The sequence below is a fragment of the Exiguobacterium sp. s121 genome, from assembly GCF_018617245.1.
GTDB classification, from domain to species: Bacteria; Bacillota; Bacilli; order Exiguobacteriales; family Exiguobacteriaceae; genus Exiguobacterium; species Exiguobacterium profundum.
Genome location: NZ_JACSJV010000003.1, coordinates 35798 through 59052, shown reverse-complemented (window position 1 = coordinate 59052; position 23255 = coordinate 35798). Strand labels below are relative to the sequence as shown.

Annotated in this window: 24 protein-coding genes and 2 riboswitches; of the genes, 4 read left to right on the top strand and 20 right to left on the bottom strand. The window is 49.5% G+C overall.

The window, feature by feature from the left end:
* Positions 1 to 140: 140 nt before the first annotated feature.
* The 3 genes from KOG47_RS12455 to ade form a co-directional block, all read right to left on the bottom strand.
* Positions 141 to 1733, bottom strand: coding sequence for a Na+/H+ antiporter NhaC family protein (locus tag KOG47_RS12455; protein ID WP_215244331.1), 1593 nt, complete (start codon positions 1731 to 1733; stop codon positions 141 to 143).
* A 112-nt stretch (positions 1734 to 1845) separates the two neighbouring features.
* A riboswitch (Lysine riboswitch) is annotated at positions 1846 to 2020 on the bottom strand.
* A 57-nt stretch (positions 2021 to 2077) separates the two neighbouring features.
* Positions 2078 to 2362 (bottom strand): hypothetical protein, encoded by a 285-nt coding sequence (locus tag KOG47_RS12450; RefSeq protein WP_015880753.1) that lies wholly within the window; start codon positions 2360 to 2362, stop codon positions 2078 to 2080.
* Between the two features lie 118 nt (positions 2363 to 2480).
* Entirely contained in the window at positions 2481 to 4190 is a 1710-nt protein-coding gene (gene ade, locus KOG47_RS12445; RefSeq protein WP_215244330.1) for an adenine deaminase, read from the bottom strand.
* Positions 4191 to 4309: 119 nt separating this feature from the next.
* On the opposite strand from ade, the gene KOG47_RS12440 reads away from it, so the two are divergent.
* Positions 4310 to 4846, top strand: coding sequence for a gamma carbonic anhydrase family protein (locus KOG47_RS12440; RefSeq protein WP_215244329.1), 537 nt, complete (start codon positions 4310 to 4312; stop codon positions 4844 to 4846).
* Between the two features lie 109 nt (positions 4847 to 4955).
* The gene (locus KOG47_RS12435; RefSeq protein WP_074037801.1) at positions 4956 to 5141 is read left to right on the top strand and encodes a hypothetical protein; all 186 of its coding nucleotides are present in this window, start codon (positions 4956 to 4958) and stop codon (positions 5139 to 5141) included.
* Between the two features lie 104 nt (positions 5142 to 5245).
* Here KOG47_RS12435 and KOG47_RS12430 read toward each other — a convergent pair whose 3' ends face one another.
* From KOG47_RS12430 to KOG47_RS12380, 11 genes are all read right to left on the bottom strand, one after another.
* The gene (locus KOG47_RS12430; RefSeq protein WP_251131870.1) at positions 5246 to 5800 is read right to left on the bottom strand and encodes a nitroreductase family protein; all 555 of its coding nucleotides are present in this window, start codon (positions 5798 to 5800) and stop codon (positions 5246 to 5248) included.
* Between the two features lie 93 nt (positions 5801 to 5893).
* The gene (lysA, locus tag KOG47_RS12425; RefSeq protein ID WP_214691456.1) at positions 5894 to 7186 is read right to left on the bottom strand and encodes a diaminopimelate decarboxylase; all 1293 of its coding nucleotides are present in this window, start codon (positions 7184 to 7186) and stop codon (positions 5894 to 5896) included.
* Positions 7156 to 8244 carry an alanine racemase gene (gene alr / locus KOG47_RS12420; RefSeq protein WP_074037805.1) on the bottom strand — a complete coding sequence of 363 codons (1089 nt, stop codon included), beginning with the start codon at positions 8242 to 8244 and terminating at the stop codon, positions 7156 to 7158. The genes lysA and alr overlap by 31 nt, the downstream gene beginning before the upstream one ends.
* A 14-nt stretch (positions 8245 to 8258) precedes the next feature.
* Complete coding sequence (locus KOG47_RS12415) at positions 8259 to 9185, bottom strand: branched-chain amino acid transaminase (RefSeq protein WP_074037806.1); 927 nt, start codon at positions 9183 to 9185, stop codon at positions 8259 to 8261.
* 49 nt (positions 9186 to 9234) lie between these two features.
* Positions 9235 to 9942, bottom strand: coding sequence for a 2,3,4,5-tetrahydropyridine-2,6-dicarboxylate N-acetyltransferase (gene dapD, locus KOG47_RS12410; RefSeq protein WP_215244327.1), 708 nt, complete (start codon positions 9940 to 9942; stop codon positions 9235 to 9237).
* A complete protein-coding gene (gene dapB / locus KOG47_RS12405) occupies positions 9920 to 10669 on the bottom strand; it encodes a 4-hydroxy-tetrahydrodipicolinate reductase (protein ID WP_078146280.1) in 750 nt (249 codons plus the stop codon). The genes dapD and dapB overlap by 23 nt, the downstream gene beginning before the upstream one ends.
* Positions 10666 to 11547 carry a 4-hydroxy-tetrahydrodipicolinate synthase gene (gene dapA, locus KOG47_RS12400; protein WP_215244326.1) on the bottom strand — a complete coding sequence of 294 codons (882 nt, stop codon included), beginning with the start codon at positions 11545 to 11547 and terminating at the stop codon, positions 10666 to 10668. The genes dapB and dapA overlap by 4 nt, the downstream gene beginning before the upstream one ends.
* Positions 11548 to 11559: 12 nt before the next feature.
* Positions 11560 to 12555, bottom strand: a complete 996-nt coding sequence (locus tag KOG47_RS12395) for an aspartate-semialdehyde dehydrogenase (protein ID WP_159563506.1) — start codon at positions 12553 to 12555, stop codon at positions 11560 to 11562.
* 12 nt (positions 12556 to 12567) lie between these two features.
* Positions 12568 to 13767 carry an aspartate kinase gene (locus KOG47_RS12390; RefSeq protein ID WP_078147890.1) on the bottom strand — a complete coding sequence of 400 codons (1200 nt, stop codon included), beginning with the start codon at positions 13765 to 13767 and terminating at the stop codon, positions 12568 to 12570.
* A gap of 114 nt (positions 13768 to 13881) precedes the next feature.
* Positions 13882 to 14061, bottom strand: a riboswitch (Lysine riboswitch).
* A gap of 77 nt (positions 14062 to 14138) precedes the next feature.
* Positions 14139 to 14567 (bottom strand): GNAT family N-acetyltransferase, encoded by a 429-nt coding sequence (locus KOG47_RS12385; RefSeq protein WP_074037812.1) that lies wholly within the window; start codon positions 14565 to 14567, stop codon positions 14139 to 14141.
* Entirely contained in the window at positions 14561 to 15721 is a 1161-nt protein-coding gene (locus KOG47_RS12380) for an alanyl-tRNA editing protein (protein ID WP_074037813.1), read from the bottom strand. The genes KOG47_RS12385 and KOG47_RS12380 overlap by 7 nt, the downstream gene beginning before the upstream one ends.
* A 95-nt stretch (positions 15722 to 15816) precedes the next feature.
* Between KOG47_RS12380 and KOG47_RS12375 the strand changes: the two genes are divergently transcribed.
* On the top strand, positions 15817 to 16545 hold the full coding sequence (locus tag KOG47_RS12375; RefSeq protein WP_159563504.1) for a GntR family transcriptional regulator: 729 nt from the start codon (positions 15817 to 15819) through the stop codon (positions 16543 to 16545).
* Between the two features lie 28 nt (positions 16546 to 16573).
* On the opposite strand, the gene KOG47_RS12370 is transcribed toward KOG47_RS12375, so the two are convergent.
* From KOG47_RS12370 to KOG47_RS12355, 4 genes are all read right to left on the bottom strand, one after another.
* Positions 16574 to 17677 carry an LCP family protein gene (locus KOG47_RS12370; protein ID WP_074037814.1) on the bottom strand — a complete coding sequence of 368 codons (1104 nt, stop codon included), beginning with the start codon at positions 17675 to 17677 and terminating at the stop codon, positions 16574 to 16576.
* Between the two features lie 150 nt (positions 17678 to 17827).
* Positions 17828 to 18592 (bottom strand): glucosamine-6-phosphate deaminase, encoded by a 765-nt coding sequence (gene nagB, locus KOG47_RS12365; RefSeq protein WP_074037815.1) that lies wholly within the window; start codon positions 18590 to 18592, stop codon positions 17828 to 17830.
* Entirely contained in the window at positions 18589 to 19737 is a 1149-nt protein-coding gene (nagA, locus tag KOG47_RS12360) for an N-acetylglucosamine-6-phosphate deacetylase (RefSeq protein WP_215244325.1), read from the bottom strand. Before nagA ends, nagB begins: the two co-directional genes overlap by 4 nt.
* 119 nt (positions 19738 to 19856) lie before the next feature.
* The gene (locus KOG47_RS12355; protein ID WP_211781723.1) at positions 19857 to 21215 is read right to left on the bottom strand and encodes an MATE family efflux transporter; all 1359 of its coding nucleotides are present in this window, start codon (positions 21213 to 21215) and stop codon (positions 19857 to 19859) included.
* A 40-nt stretch (positions 21216 to 21255) separates the two neighbouring features.
* On the opposite strand from KOG47_RS12355, the gene KOG47_RS12350 reads away from it, so the two are divergent.
* A complete protein-coding gene (locus KOG47_RS12350) occupies positions 21256 to 22029 on the top strand; it encodes a CHAD domain-containing protein (protein WP_196431620.1) in 774 nt (257 codons plus the stop codon).
* On the opposite strand, the gene glsA is transcribed toward KOG47_RS12350, so the two are convergent.
* Together glsA and KOG47_RS12340 are read right to left on the bottom strand one after the other, a co-directional pair.
* Entirely contained in the window at positions 22026 to 22967 is a 942-nt protein-coding gene (gene glsA, locus KOG47_RS12345) for a glutaminase A (RefSeq protein ID WP_215244324.1), read from the bottom strand. The two genes, KOG47_RS12350 and glsA, sit on opposite strands and share 4 nt — an antisense overlap.
* A 48-nt stretch (positions 22968 to 23015) precedes the next feature.
* Positions 23016 to 23180: a hypothetical protein gene (locus tag KOG47_RS12340; protein WP_167365524.1), complete on the bottom strand. Its 165-nt coding sequence runs from the start codon at positions 23178 to 23180 to the stop codon at positions 23016 to 23018.
* Between the last annotated feature and the right edge of the window lie 75 nt (positions 23181 to 23255).

The window sequence follows — 23255 nt, the reverse complement described above, 5'->3', positions numbered from 1 at the left end:
TCATTACCACAGCCTATCACTGGACATCATAGTTCCCTTTTGGTTCATTCTCGGTAAACTACTCGACCGTCTCACTTATGCAGTGACAACCGCACATAAAAAATGACTTCCATCGATTTGATGGAAGTCATTTTCATATATCACGCCTCACGCTTTGCGCGAAGTTCTGCAGGTACTTTCCCACGTTTTGAAATCACTTCTGCGATTCCTACCAATACGATAAACGAAATCAATGCAGCGAAGAATCCGATCCAAATCGATGCTGTAATCCCGAGCACCAAGTAACCGATCGCTGACACGACCGCTGCAAGAATAGCATACGGCAATTGTGTCACCACGTGGTCGATGTGGTGCGAGCCCGCTCCTGTTGAGCTGAGAATCGTTGTATCGGAAATTGGTGAACAGTGGTCACCAAACACCGCACCGGCCAATACAGCCGCAAGTGACGCGAGAAGGAGTTCCGGTTCAACAGCCATGATCAAGTCGGCACCGATCGGAAGCATCAAACCAAATGTTCCCCAACTCGTTCCTGTCGAGAATGCCATGATTCCGGCAATCAAGAAGAGAAGGAGTGGCAAGTAAGATGCAGCGATTGTATCTGTCACGAAGCTCGCCAAGTATTCACCAGTCTTCATGTCGCTGATGACCGCAATGATTGTCCAAGCAAACAAGAGAATCAAGACAGCCGGCCACATGGCACGAACGCCTTCCCATGCCGCTTTTCCATAGTCACGTGTTGGGATTTTACGACCAATGAGAAGCAAGAATGCGACAATCAAACTGATGACAACACCCGCAACGAGTGAGCGTGTCACGTCTGTCGATTCGAAGGCTCCAATCAACGAGAAGTCTTGACCGTCAGCCGCGAGCGCTTGACCACCCGTGTAAAGCATCGCTGACACTGTCGCGATGATAAGCGTGATAATTGGTACGATCAAATCACGTACTTTTCCACCTTCGTGCTCGTGTAAATCTTCGCTCATTCCCATCGGCTTTCCTTTTGCCGAATCATACAACTCCCCTTGGAGGGCACGAAGTTCGTGCGTGCGCATCGGTCCGATGGCAAGTCCAGTGAATGCCACATATGCTGTCAAGAGTAGTGCGAAGACGGCATAGAAGTTCATTGGGATGATTTGAATGAATGCAGAGAATGACGAATAGCTGTCAATCGAGTATTTTGCCAAAATACCTGCGATGATGGCGATGATATATGCACCCCAACTTGAAAGCGGGCTGATGACACAGACAGGTGCTGCCGTTGAGTCAATCATGTAAGCCAACTTTGCACGTGAGATGTTTTTACGGTCTGTGAGTGGACGACTGATGTTTCCGACCGCCAAGCTATTGAAGTAGTCATCGATAAAAATCAAAATACCAAGTCCGAATGAGACGAGACGTGCACCGCGTGCTGTCTTGACGTTCGACGCAGCCCATTCACCAAATGCGCGTGCGCCACCTGATGTTTGAATGATTGACGATAAAATCCCGAGAAGGAGCAAGAACGCAATCAACAAGACGTTCCATTCGTTGATGGCTCCATCCGCCCAGAATAAAGCGATGATGTTCGACCACAAATATTGAATCGAATCAATTGGATTGAAGTTATGCAAGAGAAGGACTCCTGCGATGATCCCGACACCGAGTGATGGGATGACCTTTCGTGTTGTGATTGCCATAATAATTGCAAGTAATGCCGGTACGAGTGAGAGTACCGATGTTGAATAATCTACCATGCTGAATTCCTCCTTTTTTATTAGGATGAGGCCCCCCTATGCTTAAAAAAACGCAAAGCGAGGGCATCGGCAACAAAGCCGACACCCTCGCTGGATGTTCCGTCTTTCTTAGCCGACTTGGAGCGCTCCATACGTAAATATGTATGGCAGTCCGACGGGTATTTCCCGTCAGCCCAGCACAACCCCACGGACATGGTGTTGCACTTCGGCGATCCTGCCTTTTTGTAGTCCTCATCGTTGTCATCCTCCGACTACTTACTCATCAGCATCGCACCTCTACCTCATCGATAGCACGAATATTCATTTAAAGTTACGTCTAAATTATCACAGGTTGGTGTCACATATCAATAGTTTTTTTCATCACGAATGATTCGCTTCAAGACAGCGAGTGCTTCTTGGTCATTCGTTTCCACCGCTTTAAAGAAGTCGTTGAAGAAGTGATACAACACGAATCGGTCAGCGTGAGACTTCGTCTGTTCTTTAATCGTAGAGAAAATGAGTCGTCGTAAACGACGTTTTGTCTGAGTTTCTTCTGGTAGTTCTTCGCATCGGTCCTTGAAAGCACGATATACAGAATTGATCAATTCCTCATGTTCATCATACGACCGATTGTAAGCAACTTGTTCCATCTGTAATATCCCCCCTTTCAATGTTGACCCGATGAAACTTGACGTAACTATACCAACTTCCCGTCACGCATTCAATCGTTATCGGCGGTTCTTAACAAAAATCATACGTTAGACCGAGTCAAGCGTTGATGAATGAGAACGTGGTCACGTCGAACAATCCCATATCGGTCAATTTCAAGTCAGGAATGACCGGTAAGGCGAGGAAGGACATCGTCAAATACGGATTGAAATGACGATGGGCTCCCACGACATCTAGCGCATCATTGAGCTGTTCCAGAATCTCTGCCACTTCACGATATGGTCGCTTCGTCATCAGTCCACCAATCTCGAGCGGAAGGACAGCAAGCACTTCTCCTTCCGATACGGCGACGACCCCTCCCCCTACTTTTTCAAGCGTTTTCGCCGCGAGCAACATGTCTTCCGGGCTGACCCCGGCGACGACCAAGTTATGGCTGTCATGGGCAACCGTGGCTGCTAGGGCACCTCGTTTCAAGCCGAATCCCGTTACCGGGGCAAGAGCCATATGGCCTGTCCCGTGATGGCGTTCGATGACGGCAAGCGTCGCGATATCCTGCAATAAATCTGCGCCTGATGCGTCTGGTTGGAACGTGAGACGCTGTCGTTTCGTCAACAAGCTGTTCGGAAGCACTTGAATGACATCGATTTCTTCTTCACTTGCGGCAAGTCGGAACGACTCGGCGGTCAATTCGGGTAAAGCGAGCTCACCTTTCATCGGTTTTGGCACTTCAATTCCTTCCGATTCAAACGTCGCATTCCCCTTCTCCGCGACGAGCGTACCATTCACATAGACTTGTTCGATTTTTACCGATTCGACGTCTGACAAGATAACGAAGTTCGCCTTCTTACCAGGTGCGATCGCCCCGACCTCTTTTAATCCATAGGCCTCTGCGGCATGTAGACTTGCGATGGCATAGGCCGTTTCCGGCTTAACCCCTTGCTTGATGGCGGTACGGATGTTGTAGTCGATTCCACCTTCCGCGACCAAGTCATCCAAATGCTTATCATCCGTACAGAAAAGGAAGCGGTGGGCATTGCTTTCCGTAACGGCTAGGCTCACCTTCTCCACGTTTCGAGCAACGGACCCTTCCCGAATTTGAACGTAGAATCCACGTCGCACTCGTTCAATCGCCTCTTCCGCAGTCGTACATTCATGATCCGTCATGATTCCTGCTGAGCGATATACATTCAATTGATCGGGGTTGAGACCTGAAGCATGTCCATCCACGACTTTACCCGCTTGTTCCGTCTGCGCGATCTTTTGAAGCATGTCTTCACTTCCAGCTTCAACTGATGGATAGTCCATGACTTCACCTAGGCCATGCACCCCTGGATCTCCTAAAAACGGTACCAAATCTTCTGCATACAGTTTTGCGCCCGCATGTTCGAACGGTGTCGCTGGTACACAACTCGGAAGCATCATCCGAACGTCGAGTGGAAGTCCTTTCGCATCTGCTAACATGTACTCAATCCCGAGTGCTCCGTTCACATTCGCAATCTCATGAGGGTCAGCAATCACCGTTGTGACACCAAGTGGTAAGACTGCTTTCGCAAATTCATGCGGGGGGACCATCGATGACTCGATATGGACGTGCGAATCGATAAAGGACGGCGCAAGCGTCCACGTCGGATCGTGATACTCGACCTCTCCATCGTACCCTTCCCCAATAGCCACGATATATCCTGCGTCGATGGCGACGTCTGTACGAATCGTCTCACGACTGTACACGTCAATCACTGCGACGTCTTTAAAGACGACGGCCGCTTTCTTTTTCTTTGCGGCGATGTCAATCAAATGTTGTTTCTCCATCTCTTGATCTCCTTATTCAATGTATTTTAACTATCTTACCAAGAATATTCTTTTCGTTGCAATTTCTTTTTCAAGTTGTGCGACAATGATAACATATCTTTCTGAAAGGGGTTACAACGATGCAATACAAATTAGGAGAGTTGACACCAAAAGTCGATCCGACGACTTATCTTGCACCAGGGGCACACGTGATTGGAGACGTGACCATCGGTGCTCACTCGGGAGTATGGTTCAATACCATCATCCGTGGAGACGAAGGACCCATTCAAATCGGTTCATACGTCAACATTCAGGATGGTTCGATGATTCATCAATATGAAGGCTCACCGACAATCATTCATGACCGTGTCTCGATTGGCCACATGGCGATGATTCACGGCTGTGAGATTGAAGAAGATTGCTTGATTGGCATGCACGCTACCGTACTCGATGGGGCGAAGATTGGAAAAGGGTCCTTTGTCGCTGCCGGTGCGCTCGTCACACCAAACATGCAAATTCCTGAAGGGGTGATGGTCATGGGCGTCCCAGCAAAAGTCGTTCGTCCATTAAACGATGAAGATCGTTTTATCATGGAGAGAACGGTAAAGAAATATGCCAAGCGTGCCGAACAATATAAGCAGTCGTGCGTTCCAGTTCGCGAAATTCAACAATTGTGAAAGCGTTTACAAGATTCATAAAATGTTAACGTTTCTCTCGAATTTTCTACATAGTTCCTTTGTATACTGAAGTTGTAGCCAAGCTGATGTATTGAAAGGAGCCCACTCTATGTATCCGAACCATGATCAACTCATGCTAGACCTGTATGCCTCGTCCATCAATCCAAGTTATGGCCTTCATATCGATGATTCATTCGATGATGCCCTTCATGGCGCACATCGAGAGGTTTGGGAACGTATGCATTTGGATAATAGTAGAGAAGAAGATTCTAAAAATGGAGGAACGACTGGATGATTCCAACGACTGTGATTCAAGATTGGCTCGCAACAAAATTAAAGCGATAACTGACCGATATATAGATCAAGCGAGCGAAGGGATTCCCCATCGCTCGCTTTTTATTATTCAAACATGATGAGATGCGAATCAATCGGTTGTCGCGCTTTCGGTGTAGGGATATCTTCTGTGTCATATTTCCCGATTTGCAGGAGACCGATAAACGTCTCCCCTTCCGCCCCAATCATTTCCTTCAACCGTGCATCATCAAACAGTCCACCCGTCCGCCAGACCATTCCGATCTTACGTTCACTTAAGAGCAGCTGAACATTTTGAATGAATGTCGCCGTCGCGAGTAACGCGTCACGATTCCCTTTGTCCGTTTCAAAATGTTTTGCCGTCACATACATACAGGTTGCCGCATTTAAAATCCGTCCCGTCACCTTTTCGCGTTGCCCTTCTGACGCCTCCGAGAAGGCTGGTTCGAGCGCATCGAGTAACACTTGCTTCCCATCCCCATTGAACACATACACGTTCCATGGTTCGACTTTATTGTGAAATGGTGCATGATGTGCCGATTGCAACACTTCATAGAGCACTTTCGTATCGATTGGTTCTTCTTTGAACATACGGACCGTACGTCTTTCTTCAATTAACTTTTGTGCTGCTGTCTTTGTCATGACCGTCACTTCCCCTTTTTTTCTCTTCTCTATCATAATTGAAAAACATTCTCATTTCAAAATCAAAAAAAGACTACAGATTGCTCTGCAGTCTTACGTTGATTGTCCAATGACCTCACATGCCACCAAGTCTTCAAACGTTTGGCGACGAACGACAAGTCGATGTGCCCCGTCCTTCACGAAGACAACAGCTGGACGAAGCATCTGGTTATAGTTGCTCGCCATGGAGAAATTGTACGCTCCTGTTGCTTTGACAAGTAATAAATCACCTGGTGTGACAGGGGGGATCAATGAGCGGTTCGAGATGATGTCTCCCGACTCACAGCACGCTCCGACTATTTTTGCCTCGAGCGTTTTCTCTTCATTCATCCGAGTCGCTGCCACGACCTCATACTCCGCGTCATACAATGCCGGACGGATATTGTCCGTCATCCCGCCATCGACAGACACGAATGTACGAACGCCACTCACTTCTTTGACGGTCCCCACCTCATAAAGCGTGGCACCCGCATTGGCGACGAGCCAACGTCCCGGCTCAATCCCGATTTTCGGAAGTGGCAATTCACGTGCCTCGACCTCCTCGACCAACGTCTCCATGACTTGCTCCATCGTCTGGGCAAAATCGAGATATTCGTCTTCATCCAAGTAAGCGACGCCGAATCCCCCGCCGATGTTCAAGACGTCCGTCGTATAGCCGGTTTCCTGACGAATCGTATCCATGAAGCGCACCATCGTCTTCACCGTGTTGATGAAGAGGGTCGGATCTTGAATTTGAGAACCGACGTGACAATGGATTCCCTTCAACTGTAAGTGCTCGGCTTCTAACGTTGCACGAATCGCGTCTAAATACGTGTCGTCATGCGTCGGGAAACCGAATTTTGTATCAACCCCACCCGTTTGAATCGCCGCATGGGCACCCCCGACAACTTGAGGCACAATGCGGAGAAGCACATCGACTTCGCGATTGTATTCAGCCGCAAGTCCTGACAAGAGGCTGATCTCCCGCATATTGTCGATGGTAAAGTGTGTAATCCCCTGTTCGAGAGCATACGTGATGTCAAGAATCGTCTTGTTCGACCCATGGACATGAATGCGCTCCGCCGGTACCCCGGCATGCAGTGCCACGTACATCTCACCCCTTGAGACGACATCGACACTTAACCCTGCGGCCATCACTTTTTCATAAACGGCCGCAATCGATAATGCTTTTGACGCGTATAACGCATACGTGTTCGGATACTTATCTAGAAACGCATTCTGGACAATTCTAAGGCGACGCTCTAGTTCTGGCTCACTCATGATGTATAAAGGTGTCCCGTACGTCGCTTGAAGTTCACGGACGGACACGCCTTCGATCAAACATTCTGATTGATTGGTGGTGTACATACAATTCCTCCTTCAAAGCGATGTGGGACACGCCACGAACGGGCACAGAGCTGTTCTGAGTTGTTGGCATAGCCAACACGTGTCACGTCATCGATTTTCGTCTCGATTCCATATAATGTGACGCGGTCGCCGATTTGTACGTCTTCGTCGACTTTGATGAAGCTATGGCTCATAAAGATGTTACTGATGAACGGGTATGCTTTCCCCTCGATGTGAACAGGCAAGTGACGTCTCGCCCGCATCAATCCATCCCCATATCCGACAGGTAAGACAGCAATCCGTTCTTTCGATTCCGCGGTATATCCCGTTCCATACCCGACATGAGCCCCCGCTTCGATGTCGTGGACGGCAACCACTTCTGTCTCCCAATAAAACGCAGGTACGAGCCACTCAACCGGCTCCACCGATGAATAACCGTATAAGAAAATACCGACACGCACATGTGTGCAATGGTGCAAGCGCGAGTCGTCTTGAAGCGTGGCCGCACTATTTGCCGCATGGATCAGTTCAAACGTATGACGTTCCATCAAACGTGTCGACCAGTCGGCAAAGCGTTCGACTTGGACGCTATGCTCGACTTCGGCATTGTCCGCATCCGCGAGCGGAAAATGTGTACATAGTCCGACAAGGTTCAATCCTTCATTTTGGCAGAAGGCAACGATCTGTAGCGCTTCTTCAAACGTTTTGGCACCGAATCGGTTCATGCCGACGTCCAATTTCAAATGAAGGCGAACGCCATCGAGATGCTCACGCTGTGAAACGAGCCATTCATACGAGCCGATTGCGACGTCAAATTCATGGGTATGCACGTGTTCCCACGTGTATATCGGATTCATGACGAGGACGCGAGCCGACTCTGCATGCGCTCGCACTTCAATCGCTTCTTCTAACGTGGTCACCATGAAGTGACGGACTCCTTCATCATACAAAGTCGTCACAACTGGCTCCATTCCTAGGTTATAGGCATTGTTTTTCACGACCGCAAACACGGGGCGCCCGAGCGCTTCAATCCGGCGTTTGTTTTCGCGAATCGCATTCAAGTCAATTGTGACTCCCATCGTGCAAAACTCCTTTACTCTGTTACTGCTGATTTCACGAACGTGATCCAATCGCGGTGTTCCGGAAGCTGTCCTGTTACGGCTTCACGATAGCGTGTCAACATTTCTGTCGCAACCGTCTGGACACCTCCACCAATCGAGATATGGTCGACCTCGATGACGCTCGTCACCTCGGCTGCCGTTCCCGTTAAGAAGATTTCATCAGCCACATAGAGCTCATCGCGTCCGATATGGCGCTCGACGATTTCATAACCGGCCTCGCGAGCCAATTGCATCACCGTTTGACGTGTGATGCCATCGAGTACAGAACAGTCAAGGGACGGTGTCGTAATCGTTTTTCCTTTCACGAGGAAGATGTTCGCGACACTCGCCTCACTGACGTTTCCGTTCATATCAAGGGCAATCGCTTCGTCGAATCCGTCACGGAGCGCCTCTCCTTTTAATAGCTGTGAGTTCATATAGTTCGATGCCGCTTTCGCTTGCATTGGCATCATTGTAGAAGACACGCGGCGATACGAGGCCACTTTCGCTCGAATCCCGACCGTCTTATTGAAATATTCACCGAGCGGCCAACACGAGATGGCAACATGTACCTTCGTCTCAGCAGTCGGCATAAGTGCTTGCCATGGTGTTCCAAGGAAGACGAACGGACGGATGTAGCATGCTTCAAATCCGTTTCGCTCAATCAATTCCATCGTGGCTTGTTCGAGTTCATCTACCGTATACGGTAGCGTGACGTGGTAGTATGCACACGAGCGAACAAGTCGCTCCAAGTGTTCACGTAATCGGAAGATGGCAGGACCTTCCTCCGTGTGATACGCGCGAATCCCTTCAAAGAACCCGCTTCCGTAATGAATCGCGTGTGTCATGATACTCGTGTTTGCGTCAGTCGGCTCAATCCAAGCCCCGTCTTTCCACATCCATTGTCCATACTGTTCCATAATGCAACTCTCCCATTCCTCATTTTTTATATTTTCTGTCTATTATACGTTAGAGAGAGCGTAAGTCATCAACAAGTTGCGTTTTTTCAGAAGTTTTTTCATCTTTCTGTTTGATGATTCGTGCAGGTGTTCCCGCAACGACAACACCTGGAGGGACATCTTGTGTGACGACACTTCCTGCCGCGACAACTGCGTTTTCACCGACGCGAACGCCCTCTAAGATGACTGCGTTCGCCCCAATCATGACACCATCCTCGATGATGACCGGATCTTTTGAAGGTGGCTCAAGAACCCCTGCGACCACGGCACCTGCGCCAAGGTGAACGTTCTTCCCGAGCGTTCCGCGTGCTCCGATGACAGCGTTCATGTCGACCATCGAACCATCTCCGATGACAGCTCCGATGTTGACGACAGCTCCCATCATGACGACCGCGTTGTTGCCGATTTGAACGTGATCTCGGATGAACGAGCCTGGTTCAATTCGGGCATTGAGTTGTGTCGTATCGAGCATCGGTACAGCACTGTTGCGACGATCATATTCAAGATGAGAATCTGTGATGACCGATGCATTGACTTCTAAGAATGCCGCAGCGCGTTCTGCCGTCGTCAAAAACAGTTTCGACTCATCCGTTCCGAATGCTTTCGCTTCCTCGATTTCAAGACCCGCCAATTGACCGTTGACGTAAAGCTTAACTGGTGTTTCCTTCTTAGCATCTTTAATATATTGTGCGATTTCATAAGCGTTTGTGAGTAACATGAGTAGCCTCCTCGTATAAGTTCGATAGATTATAAAGTCCTGCCGGGCGATCGATGATCGTTGCCGCAGCGGCAAGGGCCCCGTTTGCAAAGACGCGTTTCGATAACGCAGTATGTTTCAATTCAATCATTTCATCATCTCCGGCGAAGAGCACGGTATGCTCACCGAAGATCGTGCCACCCCGAATGGAATGCATGCCCAACTCTTCGGTAGCACGCGCTTCCCGACGTGACGTTCGTTCGTAAATCGGTGTCACGTCACGCTTCGCTTCGATGGCACGTGCCAATAATTCTGCCGTCCCGCTTGGTGCGTCCACTTTCTTCCGATGATGTGCCTCAATCACTTCAATATCATATCCGAGAGTGAGCGGGACAAGTTGGTCGAGCAACTGTTTCAACAGTGCAATCCCATATGAGGTGTTATAAGACTGAAAGATTGGGATCTCTTGTGAAGCCGTCTCGATCTCGGCCAATTCTTCCGGTGTGAAGCCCGTCGTCGCAATGACGAGCGGAATATTGCGCTCCCGTCCGAACGCGAGTAAATCAGGGAGTAACGCCGGGTTCGAAAAGTCGATCACGACATCGACGGGTACGTCCACCTCATTCAGAGTCGCCGTGTGCTCGTCACTTCCCGGTGAGACGATTGCCGTTACGTTTACACCTTGCGCATGAGCGACCTCTTCGACAATGCGTCCCATTGCGCCAAACCCATGGATGAGAACATTCATTGTCTCACCTCATTGAATTGTTCCATCGCCGATAGTAATTTCGCCTCAGCTGTCGCGCTCATTGGAACGAGCGGCAGACGTGGCGCACCGACTTCAAATCCTCGCGCTTGAAGCGCTGCCTTCACCGGAATGGGATTCACTTCTGCGAAAAGTTCATCGATGACTGGGAGTAAACGAATTTGCCACGTACGTGCTGTCTGCAAATCACCCGCCAATAGGGCGTCTGCCAACGCGACCGTCGCTCCCGGATAGACGTTTGATAAAACGGAGACGACCCCTTGTGCGCCCCAAGCCATGTACGGCAAGATTTGATCGTCATTTCCACAGTAAACGGTGAACCCTTCCGGAATATGGGCCATCATCTGCGCCATGACCGAGATATCCCCACTCGCTTCTTTCAAGGCCGTGATGCGCGGATGTTCCGCGAGCTCACCGACCGTTTCCGGTGCCAAGGCGACACCCGTCCGTGAAGGAACATTGTAGAGCATGAGCGGAATCGGTGACGCATCCGCAATCGCAGTAAAGTGAGCAATCAGCCCGACCTGTGTCGACTTGTTATAGTACGGTGTGACGACCATCGCCATCTCCGCACCAAGTTCGGCGGCCCGTTTCGTTTTCTCGATACTGACTGCTGTATTGTTCGAACCGGTCCCCGCGATGATCACGGCTCGACCGTTTGCGACCTCCACCGCTCGAACGAGCAATGTCTCAAACTCGTCATCAGTGATTGTCATCCCTTCGCCGGTCGTCCCACCGATGATGAGACCCGTCACACCTTCTTGGATTTGGTCTTCAATTAATGCCGCCCATGCTTCTAGATTCAACTGCCCATTTTCTTGAAATGGGGTAGCTAGTGCTGTCGCCACTCCTGTGAACATGTCATCTCCTCCTTATTTCGTCGCTGTTTGACTAATCATACATTGTGCGATTTGAACGGCATTCGCTGCCGCCCCTTTTCGGACGTTATCTGCAACGCACCAAAGATGGAACGTATTGGGTTGTGAATCGTCTCGGCGAATTCGTCCGACATACACCTCATCCGTCCCGTTCGCATCGAGCGGTGTCGGATATGTCAATTCGGATGGATTGTCCATTAACACGACCCCTGGTGCATCGGCAAGGACTGCTTTCAGTTCTGCGACCGTCGCATCTCGCTCGAGCGACACCGTGATTGAGACCGCATGACTGTTTCGCACCGGCACCCGGACACAAGTGGCCGTCACCCCGAGGTTTGGCGCATTTAAAATCTTACGTGTCTCATCCATCATCTTCTGTTCTTCTTTCGTGTAGCCATTTTCTTGAAACACATCGATGTGCGGCAACACGTTATCATAAATCGGATACGGATAATTCGTCGGTTCCTCTCCGCGCGCACCGCGCTCGAGGTCATCGATCCCTTTTTGACCCGATCCCGATACCGCTTGATAAGATGTGTACGCGACGCGTGTCAGTCCGTATACTTCCGCTAGAGGCGCGAGCGCCACGACCGATTGAATCGTGGAACAGTTCGGGTTCGCGATGAGCGTTCTCTCCGGACTGAGTTCGACTCGGTTCACTTCCGGTACGATGAGTGGAATTCCTTCTTGCATTCGGAATGCACTTGAATTATCGATGACAATGACTCCTTGCTCACTCAACCGAGGGGCATATTGTTCACTGATGCTCCCACCTGCAGAGAAGAGTGCGATATCGATTGGGTCCGCATAAATCGCATCGGTCAATTCACGAATCACGATCGATTGCCCATTCACCTCGACCGTCTTTCCTGCCGAGCGGGCTGAAGCATAGAGTCTCAACTCGCTGATTGGAAATTCATATTCTGTTAAGACGTCAATCATTTTTTGTCCGACGGCACCTGTCGCACCGACGACTGCTACGTTATACATTATGCTCCCCCCTTATAAGTGGAACCGGGCCGCAATGGCTGCGACTGCCGCTTCTACGTCTTGTTCTTGAATCGTATAGGAAATACTGATTTCAGACGTCGTGACTTGATAGAATGGAATCCCCATCTCACGGAATGTCGCAAAGAGCTCTGATGCGACCCCTGTCGCGTCTCGCATACCGATTCCGACGACAGAAATTTTTGCATGTTCCGTATGACGATCGATTTTGATTTGAGGCAAGGTCGCTGTCAACTCCGCGAGCGCCTCTTCTAAAAACGCCTCTTCATCGAGCGGACATGTGAACGAGAGAAACACTTCGCCGTCGAATGCCGTCTGTGAAATCATATCGATGTTGACGTGTCGCTCTGACAATCGTTCAAAAATGTCTGCGACTCCCGCCGCCGTATGCGGAATATGTTTGATTGAGACACTGAGTACGTTCTTGACGACACTCACACTCGTGACTGCTTTCTGTTCCATCGCTTGCGTCGTATCCATGATCCATGTTCCTCCTTCGCTCGAAAGCGTCTTCCCAACAAAAATATTGACGTCATATTTCTTTGCGAGCTCCACGCTTCGCATCTCCATCACTTTTGAACCGAGTGCACTCATCTCCATCATCTCGTCATAGGAGACCGTATCAAGCCGTTTCGCCGTCGGATGGATTCGTGGGTCCGTCGTATATACACCCGCGACGTCCGTATAAATTTCACAACGCTGACTGAGGACGGCCGCCAGTGCGACGGCTGTCGTGTCCGAACCGCCACGCCCAAGGGTCGTGACGTCTCCCGCTTCATTCACGCCTTGGAATCCGGCGACAATCAGGACGTCGTATTGACGCAACTTCTCGTGTAACACTTCTTTCCGAATCGCTTTGATTTTGCTCTTCGTATGAATGCCCATCGTATCAATCCCGGCTTGCTGTCCTGTTAATGAGATGGCCGGTACGCCTCGCGAGTTCAAGGCGATACTGAGTAGGCTGATGGTCTGTTCTTCTCCAACGGCGAGTAGCCGGTCGAGTTCGCGAATCATCGGGCGATCCGTGATTTGTTTGGCGAGCGACAAGAGCGAATCTGTCGTTTTGCCCATCGCCGATACGACGACGACCAATTTTTCACCGGTCGCCACACGTGTCTGTAAATAGTCCGAAATGGCTTGTATTTGTTCGATTGTGGCAACGGAGCTGCCACCAAATTTCAGTACGGTTGTCATCAAGTTCCCCACTTTCAAGATGTCCACCAACAGAAAAAGCGGCAGACCGGTAGGAAGCACTCTCCCTACGGTCTGCCGCTTGTACGCGCAGTTGAAAAACGATTAAAGAATCGTTCCGTAGATAGCGCTCCATGGTAGTTGACCATGGCAGTGTAGGCGTTATTCACGACTACCCCAGCCTTCATTCACACGCACGTGAACGTCGACTTCGGCGAATTTCCCCTTTCGGCTCGGTCCGGAGTGCGTCCGTTTCAACCAAGCTTACTCATGTCATTCGCAACCTCTATCTGTCAGTTGTTAGTATTAGTTATAACAAAACGAAATCTTCTTGCCAACCTTTTTTTAGAAAAATGGGATATTTCAAAAAAAGATTACCATGTTTTTCGCATCATGCGGTGCGGGATATTGGCATCCAAAAACTCATCTCCGAACGCCTCGTACCCGAGCTTTTCATAAAACGGAAGCGCCGTCAGTTGTGCACCCAATCGTAGTTCAACCAACCCTTGACGTTTCGCGACACGTTCAACTTCAATCATAATGTCTTTCCCATATCCATGGCCCCGGGCCGATTGAATCGTCGCCACTCGCTCCACTTTTCCGACAGTCGAGTCGACTGGACGAAGACGCGCTGTCGTCACAGGTTCGGAGTCAAGGAGCCCGACCACATGTGTACACATATCGTCTAAATCATCGTATTCTAAACTCGCATCGATTCCTTGTTCCTGAACGAATACGATCTCCCGCACTTGTTTGGCCTGTTCAATCAACGCTGCTTCGTTTCCCGATTGAATGATCAACATGGTAAAACTCCTTCCTGCAATCGTTTCACGATTTCTTCGATTCCCTTTTCTAGTTCCGCTACGGATGTGAAACGCGCTTGGGCCTGCTTATGGCTTCCACCGCCACGCCCGATTTTCATCTCTTGGAGCGCCGCTTTCAAGAATGTGCCGACGGCGATATCCTGTGTCCCGTCATGCATGACGAACAATTTCTGCGTTCCATAGTTAGCGCCAACGGCAATTCGTCCTGTTGCTGCGATTCGTTCGATGATGGCGGTCGTCAACGTTTCCGCTTCTGTTCTCCCGACATGTAAGGCCACATAGTTATCTTCTTTCAACACGGCCTCCACTTTCGCTTTGGCAATCCGTTCTTCGAGCGTTTTGATTTCTTTTTCACGTTCCAAACGAATCGTATGTTCTTCGATTACACGGGCTGCCACGGATTCATTCGTTGTCGAGAATGTATGGTGAATCGTCCGCAACGCTGCTCGCGCTTGTTGAGTCGCCTTGATCGCTCGACTTCCCGCCACATACGTCAAGCGGAGATTCCCCCTCACTTTCTTCATCGCCGTCACATGGATGGTACCGAGTTGTCCCGTTGTCTCCACATGAGTACCACCACATGCATTGTAATCTAGACCTTCGATTTCGACGATGCGAATCATCCCCGTTCGGTCCGTCTCTTTCCGTAAGCGCGCCCGGTCTACTTCTTCTTTTGGGATTTCATAGACACGAATCGGACGGTTTTCAAAGATGACTTGTTGCATTTCTTGTTCAAGTGCCTCAACGTGCACCCAGTCCATCGTTGCCGTTTCAATCTCAATAGATGAATCGGTCTCTCCGATTCCAAAGCTGAGCGTCCGAATGCCATGACGGTCTTCCAAAATCGCCGTTATCACATGTTGAGCAGTATGCTGGATGGAATGATCCCGTCTGACGTCCTCATCGATTCGAACCTCTATCGTCGTGCCCGCTGGTAATGATTCTGACAAGAGATGCCATACTTCCCCGTCCTTGATTTGTACGTCCAGTACAGGATGCGTCCCAATCCATCCACGGTCAGCCGGTTGTCCCCCACCTTCCGCATAAAACGGGCTGTTCTCGAGTGTGTGCCAATGACCGTTGCCGTCTTCCTTTATTGAGGTCACGACTGTACTTGCTGTATATGGTTCCATCTTGTCCTCCACCTTCTCTCTATAATCTGTTCAGACAACTAGTTTAATTTCGTCTATAATGAAACATACATCTTCTCAGTCAGGAGCGAAATGATATGTTAGAAATCGATAAACAATCTCCGTTACCTATTTATTATCAAATTGAAGCGTACTTAAAGCAACAAATTGATGACGGATTGTTAAAACCAGGAGACACCTTGCCTTCAGAGCGTGAATTTTCCGAGCAATTTCACGTCAGTCGGATGACGATTCGTCAAGCCATCATGAACCTCGTCAACGCCGGTTACTTGAGCCGTCAAAAAGGAAGAGGCACGTTCGTCGCGAGTCAGAAGATTGCGATGACGTTATCGGGACTGACGAGTTTTTCCGAGGAAATCAAACATCGAGGCATGCGACCGCTCAGCCGTCTCTTGTCATACGAGGTCATTCCGGCAACGGATCGCATCGCGCAGCAACTAAGCATCCCAAATCAAACACCGGTTTATGAAATGAAACGGCTACGACTCGCCGATGATCACCCACTTGCGCTCGAAACCGCCTATATTCCCGTTCATTTATTGCCTGACCTGACACAAGATGACGCGACGGGATCGATTTATGCTTATGCCGAACAGCATGGCTTACGCCTGAAAAATGCAACACAAACACTCGAAGCCCGGAGCGCCGGTCCAGAAGAAGCCAAGCTCCTCACTATTTCTCCGAACGCACCGGTATTGCTGATTGACCAGCGAACTTATCTCGAGAACGGTGACATGTTCGAGTATAGTCGTTCACTCTTTCGCGGAGATTCATACTCCTTGACCGTCGCCATGGACCGCATATAAAAAAAGTTTGCCCGAGGGCAAACTTTTTTTATTGAGCTTCGTACGTTACCCCGCTCGGGTCTAACGTATACGACTCGAGTTCTGTATCGGACATCGGCTCGACACGATTACCGGCGTCCGCTTGTTGTACACGATAGCGTACTTCTTCAAGAAGCGGTTCGTTCAAGAAATAGTAGAAGTGTCCGTCATCTGCCCGGGCACCTTCTCCAGTCAATTGATATTGCACCGTATTGTGAAGCGCGCCAACATCTTCAATTAAACGCATATAGTCATTCGGGCCAAGTGTCGTCTGCATGTTGTCGCCGACGGCTTTCAAGACCTTATCGTAATTGTTTAGGAGTGAAGTGCCGAGTGATTGTTCGAGCACGGCATTGATGACTTCCATCTGGCGTTGTCCACGACCGATGTCCCCACGTGGATCATCGTATCGATTTCGAACGTAGGCAAGTGCCTCTTCACCAGAAAGCTGTTGAAGTCCTTGTTCGATTTGAACTGTCTCACGTGACGCATCGTAACTGTTTTGTTGTGATGAGAACGGAACATCAATCTCAACTCCACCTACAGCATCAATGAAATCAACGAACCCTTGGAAGTTGAGCGAGACGACATGGTCGATTTCAACACCGACTAAATCTTCGATCGTGTTCGTCGCCATCCGCATCCCGTTGTTTGGATTCGATTCATCCATCGAACCAAAGTAGTAAGCGTGTGTGATCTTATCTTGGTCAAGTCCCGTCTTGCCATAAGGAATGTTATATCCCGTGTAGTCAATATTGACATACGAGTCACGCGGGATACTGAGCATCGTCGTCTGCTTTTCTTTCTTGTTTAAAATGACGACAATCATAACGTCCGATCGTCCAAACTCGCCACGCGCTTTCTTCTGTGGCGAAAGGTCTGTCCCTAAAACCAAGAACGTCTCCGTATCTTCTTTATCATAACGAGTCGGCTCAACCGTCGGGTCATCCTCTAATGTGACTTGGGTACCTGACAACATATTGTGGGCTTTGTAAAACGCTGTACCGTAAATGCTAGATCCAGCAATAATCGCAATCAGCACGAGGGCACTAAATATCTTATAAAACGCAGACGGACCTGTGCGCTGTCTGCGAGCATGTGTTCTAGAATTCATATCGGTCTCCTTCGAGTCAAAATAATGAGCTTCACTCATTATAGAGGAAAGCGAGAAATTTGTCGAAAACGTTTTGATGACAAATTCATTTCTTTACATTTTCCCATAGTTGAACATAGAAAAACCCGCGGAGATGACTCCGCAGGTCCGTTAATCCCGAATGGTAAAAAATCGTGTTGCCGCTTCTTGTCCACGGGCTTGTAAGGATTCCGCACAGTGTGATGCCGCCGCCTCGTCGAGTACGACTGTCACACTAGGATGGGCCTGAAGGATCGTGGCCGGCCAGTCGACCGTCGGTACGCTCTCAATCATGTGCTGCACCGCTTCCGCTTTCCGCTCCCCTGTCGCGACTAGGACGATTTCACGTGCGTTCATGATCGTATCGAGCCCCATCGTGATGGCGTGTGTCGGTACATCTTCTAACCGATCAAAGAATCGACGATTGGCTTCCCGAGTAGACTCCGTGAGTTCGGTCACATGTGTCTTCGCATCGAGCGCTGTACCCGGTTCATTGAAGGCGATATGCCCATTCTCACCAATCCCTAAAAGCTGTAAATCGACACCGAGTGTCCGAACAAGTTCTTCATAACGTGATGCTTCCACTTCCGAGTCCGGCGCGTCCCCTTGAGGGAGGTGACTTTGTTTGAATGGTACCTCATCGAAGAGTCGATCTTTCATGAAGCGGTTATAACTTTGAGGATGTTCGGGCGATAATCCGATGTATTCATCTAAATTGACGCTCGTCACGTGGCTACAGTCGAGCGCGTCCTGTTTAAACATCTGATACATCCCGACCGGTGTGCTACCGGTTGCGAGACCGAGTACGAAGTCATGTTTCCCTGAAATCCGTTCTTTGATTAGCGTATAGGCGATTCGTTCCGCATCGTTCGCCGTCTTTGCGACTAGTACATTCATCTTTGTTCCTCCCGTTCATATACGATTCGACCTTTGACAAAAGTCATCTGAACATGTGTCGTGTCATCCCAAACGACAAGGTCTGCATCAAACCCCGATTTGATGTCTCCTTTTGTCGTCAATCCGAATTCTTTGGCCGCATTCGTCGAAGTCATTTTGACCGCTTCTTCCACCGTACATCCCGTATATGCCTGAATGTTTCGAAAGGCAGCATCCATCGTCAACACACTGCCCGCCAGGTTTCCGGCTTGAAGTCGCGCAGCCCCGTCCGCTACGATGACCGGTTGACCGCCAAGTTCATATTGTCCGTCCGGAAGTCCTTTTGCTCGCATCGCATCCGTGATGACGACAAGTTCATCTGCTCCTTTTAAGCGAAACGCGAAGTCGACCATCTCCGGACGACTATGGATCCCATCCGGAATGATTTCCGCGATGACCCCACCCTCTAAGAGACAATACCCAACCGTTCCGGGTTCTCGATGGTGCAACCCACGCATTTGGTTATAAAGATGCGTCCCATGTTTGACGCCCGCCTGCTTGTTCTCTTCAAATGTCGCACTCGTATGGCCCGCCGAACCGATTGCACCGGTTTCGCGAAGAACAGCTTCAAACTCACGTGCACCTGGACGTTCCGGTGCATAAGTGACAAGACGGATATGACCGCCGGCAAGCTCTTGCCATTTCCGGAACTGCTCGGCATCCGGGTCGATAATATATTCTGCCGGTTGTGCCCCAGCCATCTCCACGTTGACAAATGGACCTTCCAAGTGGATTCCGATGAGTGTCGTATCCTGCGCTTCGATGACATTTCGGACTGCCTTCAATGCATGCTCAATCGCTTCTTTTGACTGCGTGATCGTCGTCGCGAAAAAGGACGTGACACCTTCCTGTAGCATGTCGTTACTCAATCGTCGAAGTTTTGATTCATCCGCATCCATCGTATCGACTTCATATCCCCCATGGATATGCACATCGATGAGACCCGGTGTCACGAGCGCTCCAGCGACATCAATCACAGGTTCATCCTGTTGTTCAAACTGGTCCATCGATCCAATCTCATCAATCGTTTGACCATTCCATCTGATATATCCATGTTCCCATGTTTGTTCTGCTGACACGATACGAGCATTGATCAATGTCCCCATCGGTTCACCACTCCTTTTTGTTTTCCTCCATGTTATCATATCGGATAAAAGTATAGTTGTATAGACCAATTTTAAATAAATAAAAGATTGTTCACATTTGCGAACAATCTTCTCCTTTTTTATGTCGATTGAACCGTCCCGTAGCGCCGGACAATCCATACTAACCGGAGGAATAACAAGACCGCTCCGGCTGCGAGCCCGGCAATCAAGCCAATCCAATAACCGTCTGGTCCAAATCCGGCGTGCTCTGCCAAGACATACCCGAGTGGTAAACCGATGACCCAATAAGCGACGAGTGAAAGGACGAGCGTGATGTTGACGTCTTTAAAGCCACGTAATATCCCTTGGATCGGTGCCGCGACAGCATCTGACAGTTGGAAGAATACAGCGAAGATCATAAAGTGAGCTGCAAGGTCCACGACCGTCGGATCATTCGTATAAATAGCCGCGACCCGTTCGTTTTGCCAAAACAAAAAAGCACCGGAAAAGATAGAAACACCGAGACAGAGCGCGAGCCCGATTTTTGCATAGCGGACGGCATCCTGCAGTCGTTTCGCGCCAAGCTCATACCCCACGACGATCGTCAATGCGCTCGATGCTGAGAGTGGCAACATGTAAACAAACGAAGCGAAGTTAATCGCCGCTTGGTGAGCCGCGACGATTTGGTCACCGTATGAACTGAGCAATACCGTGACCGCCGCAAAGATGCTGACTTCTGCGAAAATGGCGAGCCCGATTGGCGTCCCAAGTTGTAACAGCTCTTTTTGTCGGAGCCAGACCATTCGTTCGGTCGTCCGTAAAAACTTGTATTCGCGGAATGGCTTCCCGTTTCTCACGAAGAAGAAGGCCATGAAGAAGAGTAGCCAGTAAGTGATGCTTGAGGCGATTCCCGCTCCAACTCCGCCGTACGCCGGCACCCCCAGTTTTCCGAAGATGAAGATGTAATTTAATCCGACATTAATGGGTAACCCTAATAGTATGAGGATCATCGAGACTCGCGTCTTGCCCAAGGCATCCATGAGCGTGCGTAGCACATTGAACAGGAACATCGGCAAGACACCGAATCCAAGGGCAAGCAAGTATTGCGTCGCGATTCGTTTCCCTTCTACACTGAGCCCCATGCTCTCGATTGCCATCGGCACAAGGAATGAACCCAACGTCAGCGTGATTACGCTTAGCATGATGGCTAAATAGATACCTTGAAACAAGGTTCGTTGAATCTGTTGACGGTCTCGCGCACCAAGCGCTTGCGAAACGATCGGGGCCACCGCCAGCAAGATTCCACTCAGTCCGGTATACACCGGCATCCACAAGCTTGAACCGACTCCGACACCTGCCAAATCGACGGCACCCGCCCGTCCGGACATGACGGTATCAAAAAAGCTAATCAAATAAAAAGACACTTGCGTGACTAAAATTGGAAAGAAAATCGTGAAGAACAGTTTGATTTTTTCGTTTAATGAATGTGTTTGGTACATGGACAACCCTCATCTCTTTTTCAGAAAGGAACTTATAATCATGAATCAACGGCATGCAGAAAAGCTTAAATTTGAACTGTTGGAAACGTGGAACACGTTCAATCACTATGTGACGGAAGCCCTCACCTTCAACAATTCCGAGGATATTCATCGCGCTCGCGTTCATCTACGGAAATTGATCACGTTTATGCAACTATATGAAACGAAGCCGGCGACGTTCCGACAACTCAAACAATTGATGGAGGCACTAGGTCATGTGCGCGACCTCGACGTCCTCATCGAAACGTTTGATTCCAAAACCGAACTCGACCATGCGTTTCTTGAAGCGATGGAGACAGAACGTGCCATCGCACGGACGATCCTTTCGACCCGCGTCAGTGAAAAAATGACCCCGTCGCTCGATCAACAAGTACGTCGTTTCATCGGCGGACCGTTATTTCGTGCGTTCAAAAAAACGAACGCCTCTCCGATGTTAGAAAAGGCGAAAAGCGAGCGCAAGCAACGTGTACGCGTCTATCACGAACAATCCGATGGAAAAGAACAGCTTGAAGCACTCCATAAAGTCCGTTTAGCCGTCAAACGCGAACGTTACTTACATGAGTACTTGCTAAGCTATGAATCGGATGCTTCGATGGACACTGTCCGCACGTTAAAAAAGATGCAAACTGAACTCGGTGATATGAACGACCATGACCAACTGTTAAAGCGTTGGCGCGCCTTCACCCCTCCAGCTGAACTACAGTCTGCATACGACAGAAAAATTGAAACATTACAGCAGGAACTCGATGCATCTGTGGAGCACCTCTCGATTTAGCGCGAAGTATAGCGCTCAATCAGTAGTTCCAACAACTTCATTCCGGCAATCGAGTTCCCTTTTGAATCAAGTGCCGGGCCAAATATGCCAAACCCAACGTTATTCAAGTCCAGTTCGTGGTTCCCGACCGCCAAGATGGCACCCGATACCCCACTTTTTCCTGGAAGACCGACCCGGACAGCGAACTCACCCGATGCATCATACATGCCACACGTCGTCATGATGGCCTTGACGATTCGGACGACCCGACGTGGAATCAACTCTTCGCCCGTATCCGGGTCTTCTCCATTCCCTGCAAAGACACGCCCGATTCGCGCCAAATCAAAACAATCAATCTCGATGGCACACTGTTTCGTATACACATCAATGATTTCATCGACGTCTCCATCCACAATTCCATGATGACGCATGAAATAGAGCAGGGCACGGTTCAAGTCGGTCGTCTCGTATTCAGAGCGGGCGACTTTTTCGTCGTACGTGACCTCCTCGACCGAGCGATTTAACAACGTCGCTAAAAACTGGCGGAACTGATAGATTTTGAGTTCTGCCGTCTCCCCCAAAATCATACTCGTCACCGCTAACGCTCCGGCGTTGATCATCGGATTCAGTGGTTTTGACGGGACCGTTTCCTCGAGTTTGGCGATGGAGTTGAATGCGTCCCCCGTCGGCTCCATCCCTACTTTCGAAAAGACATAGTCCTCCCCGAACTCCATCAATACATAACAAAGTGTGAGCGCCTTCGATACGCTCTGAATCGTAAACTTGTGATGAACATCCCCCGCGTGAATATACGTACCATCCGGCAAACAAATCGCCACCCCGAGTAAATTGTTTTTCACATGTGCGAGTTCAGGGATATAGTCCGCCACTTTCCCTTGAGCCGTGTACGGACGACACTCATCAACCAAGTGGTTCAACTGTTGTTCGAGTACATTCATTCCATCACCTCATGTTCCATCAAATTTCAACCGGGTCATCTTATCATATTATCCGTCCGGTGGTCCATCATCTTTATACCAGTCCTCATCCGCCCAAATCATCGGTGGACTTTCCTCATCTCCAACCAACTTTTCTCCATGCCGATTCATCGCCACAATAAACCCAATTATGCCCACCATCACAAGAGTCGCAACGATGAGGAAGGAAGCCATTCCATCGTCCCCTTTCGAATTCGTGACAAATTTGTCTAGAAGTCCGTGACACTTATCCTATATCTCCATCAACAT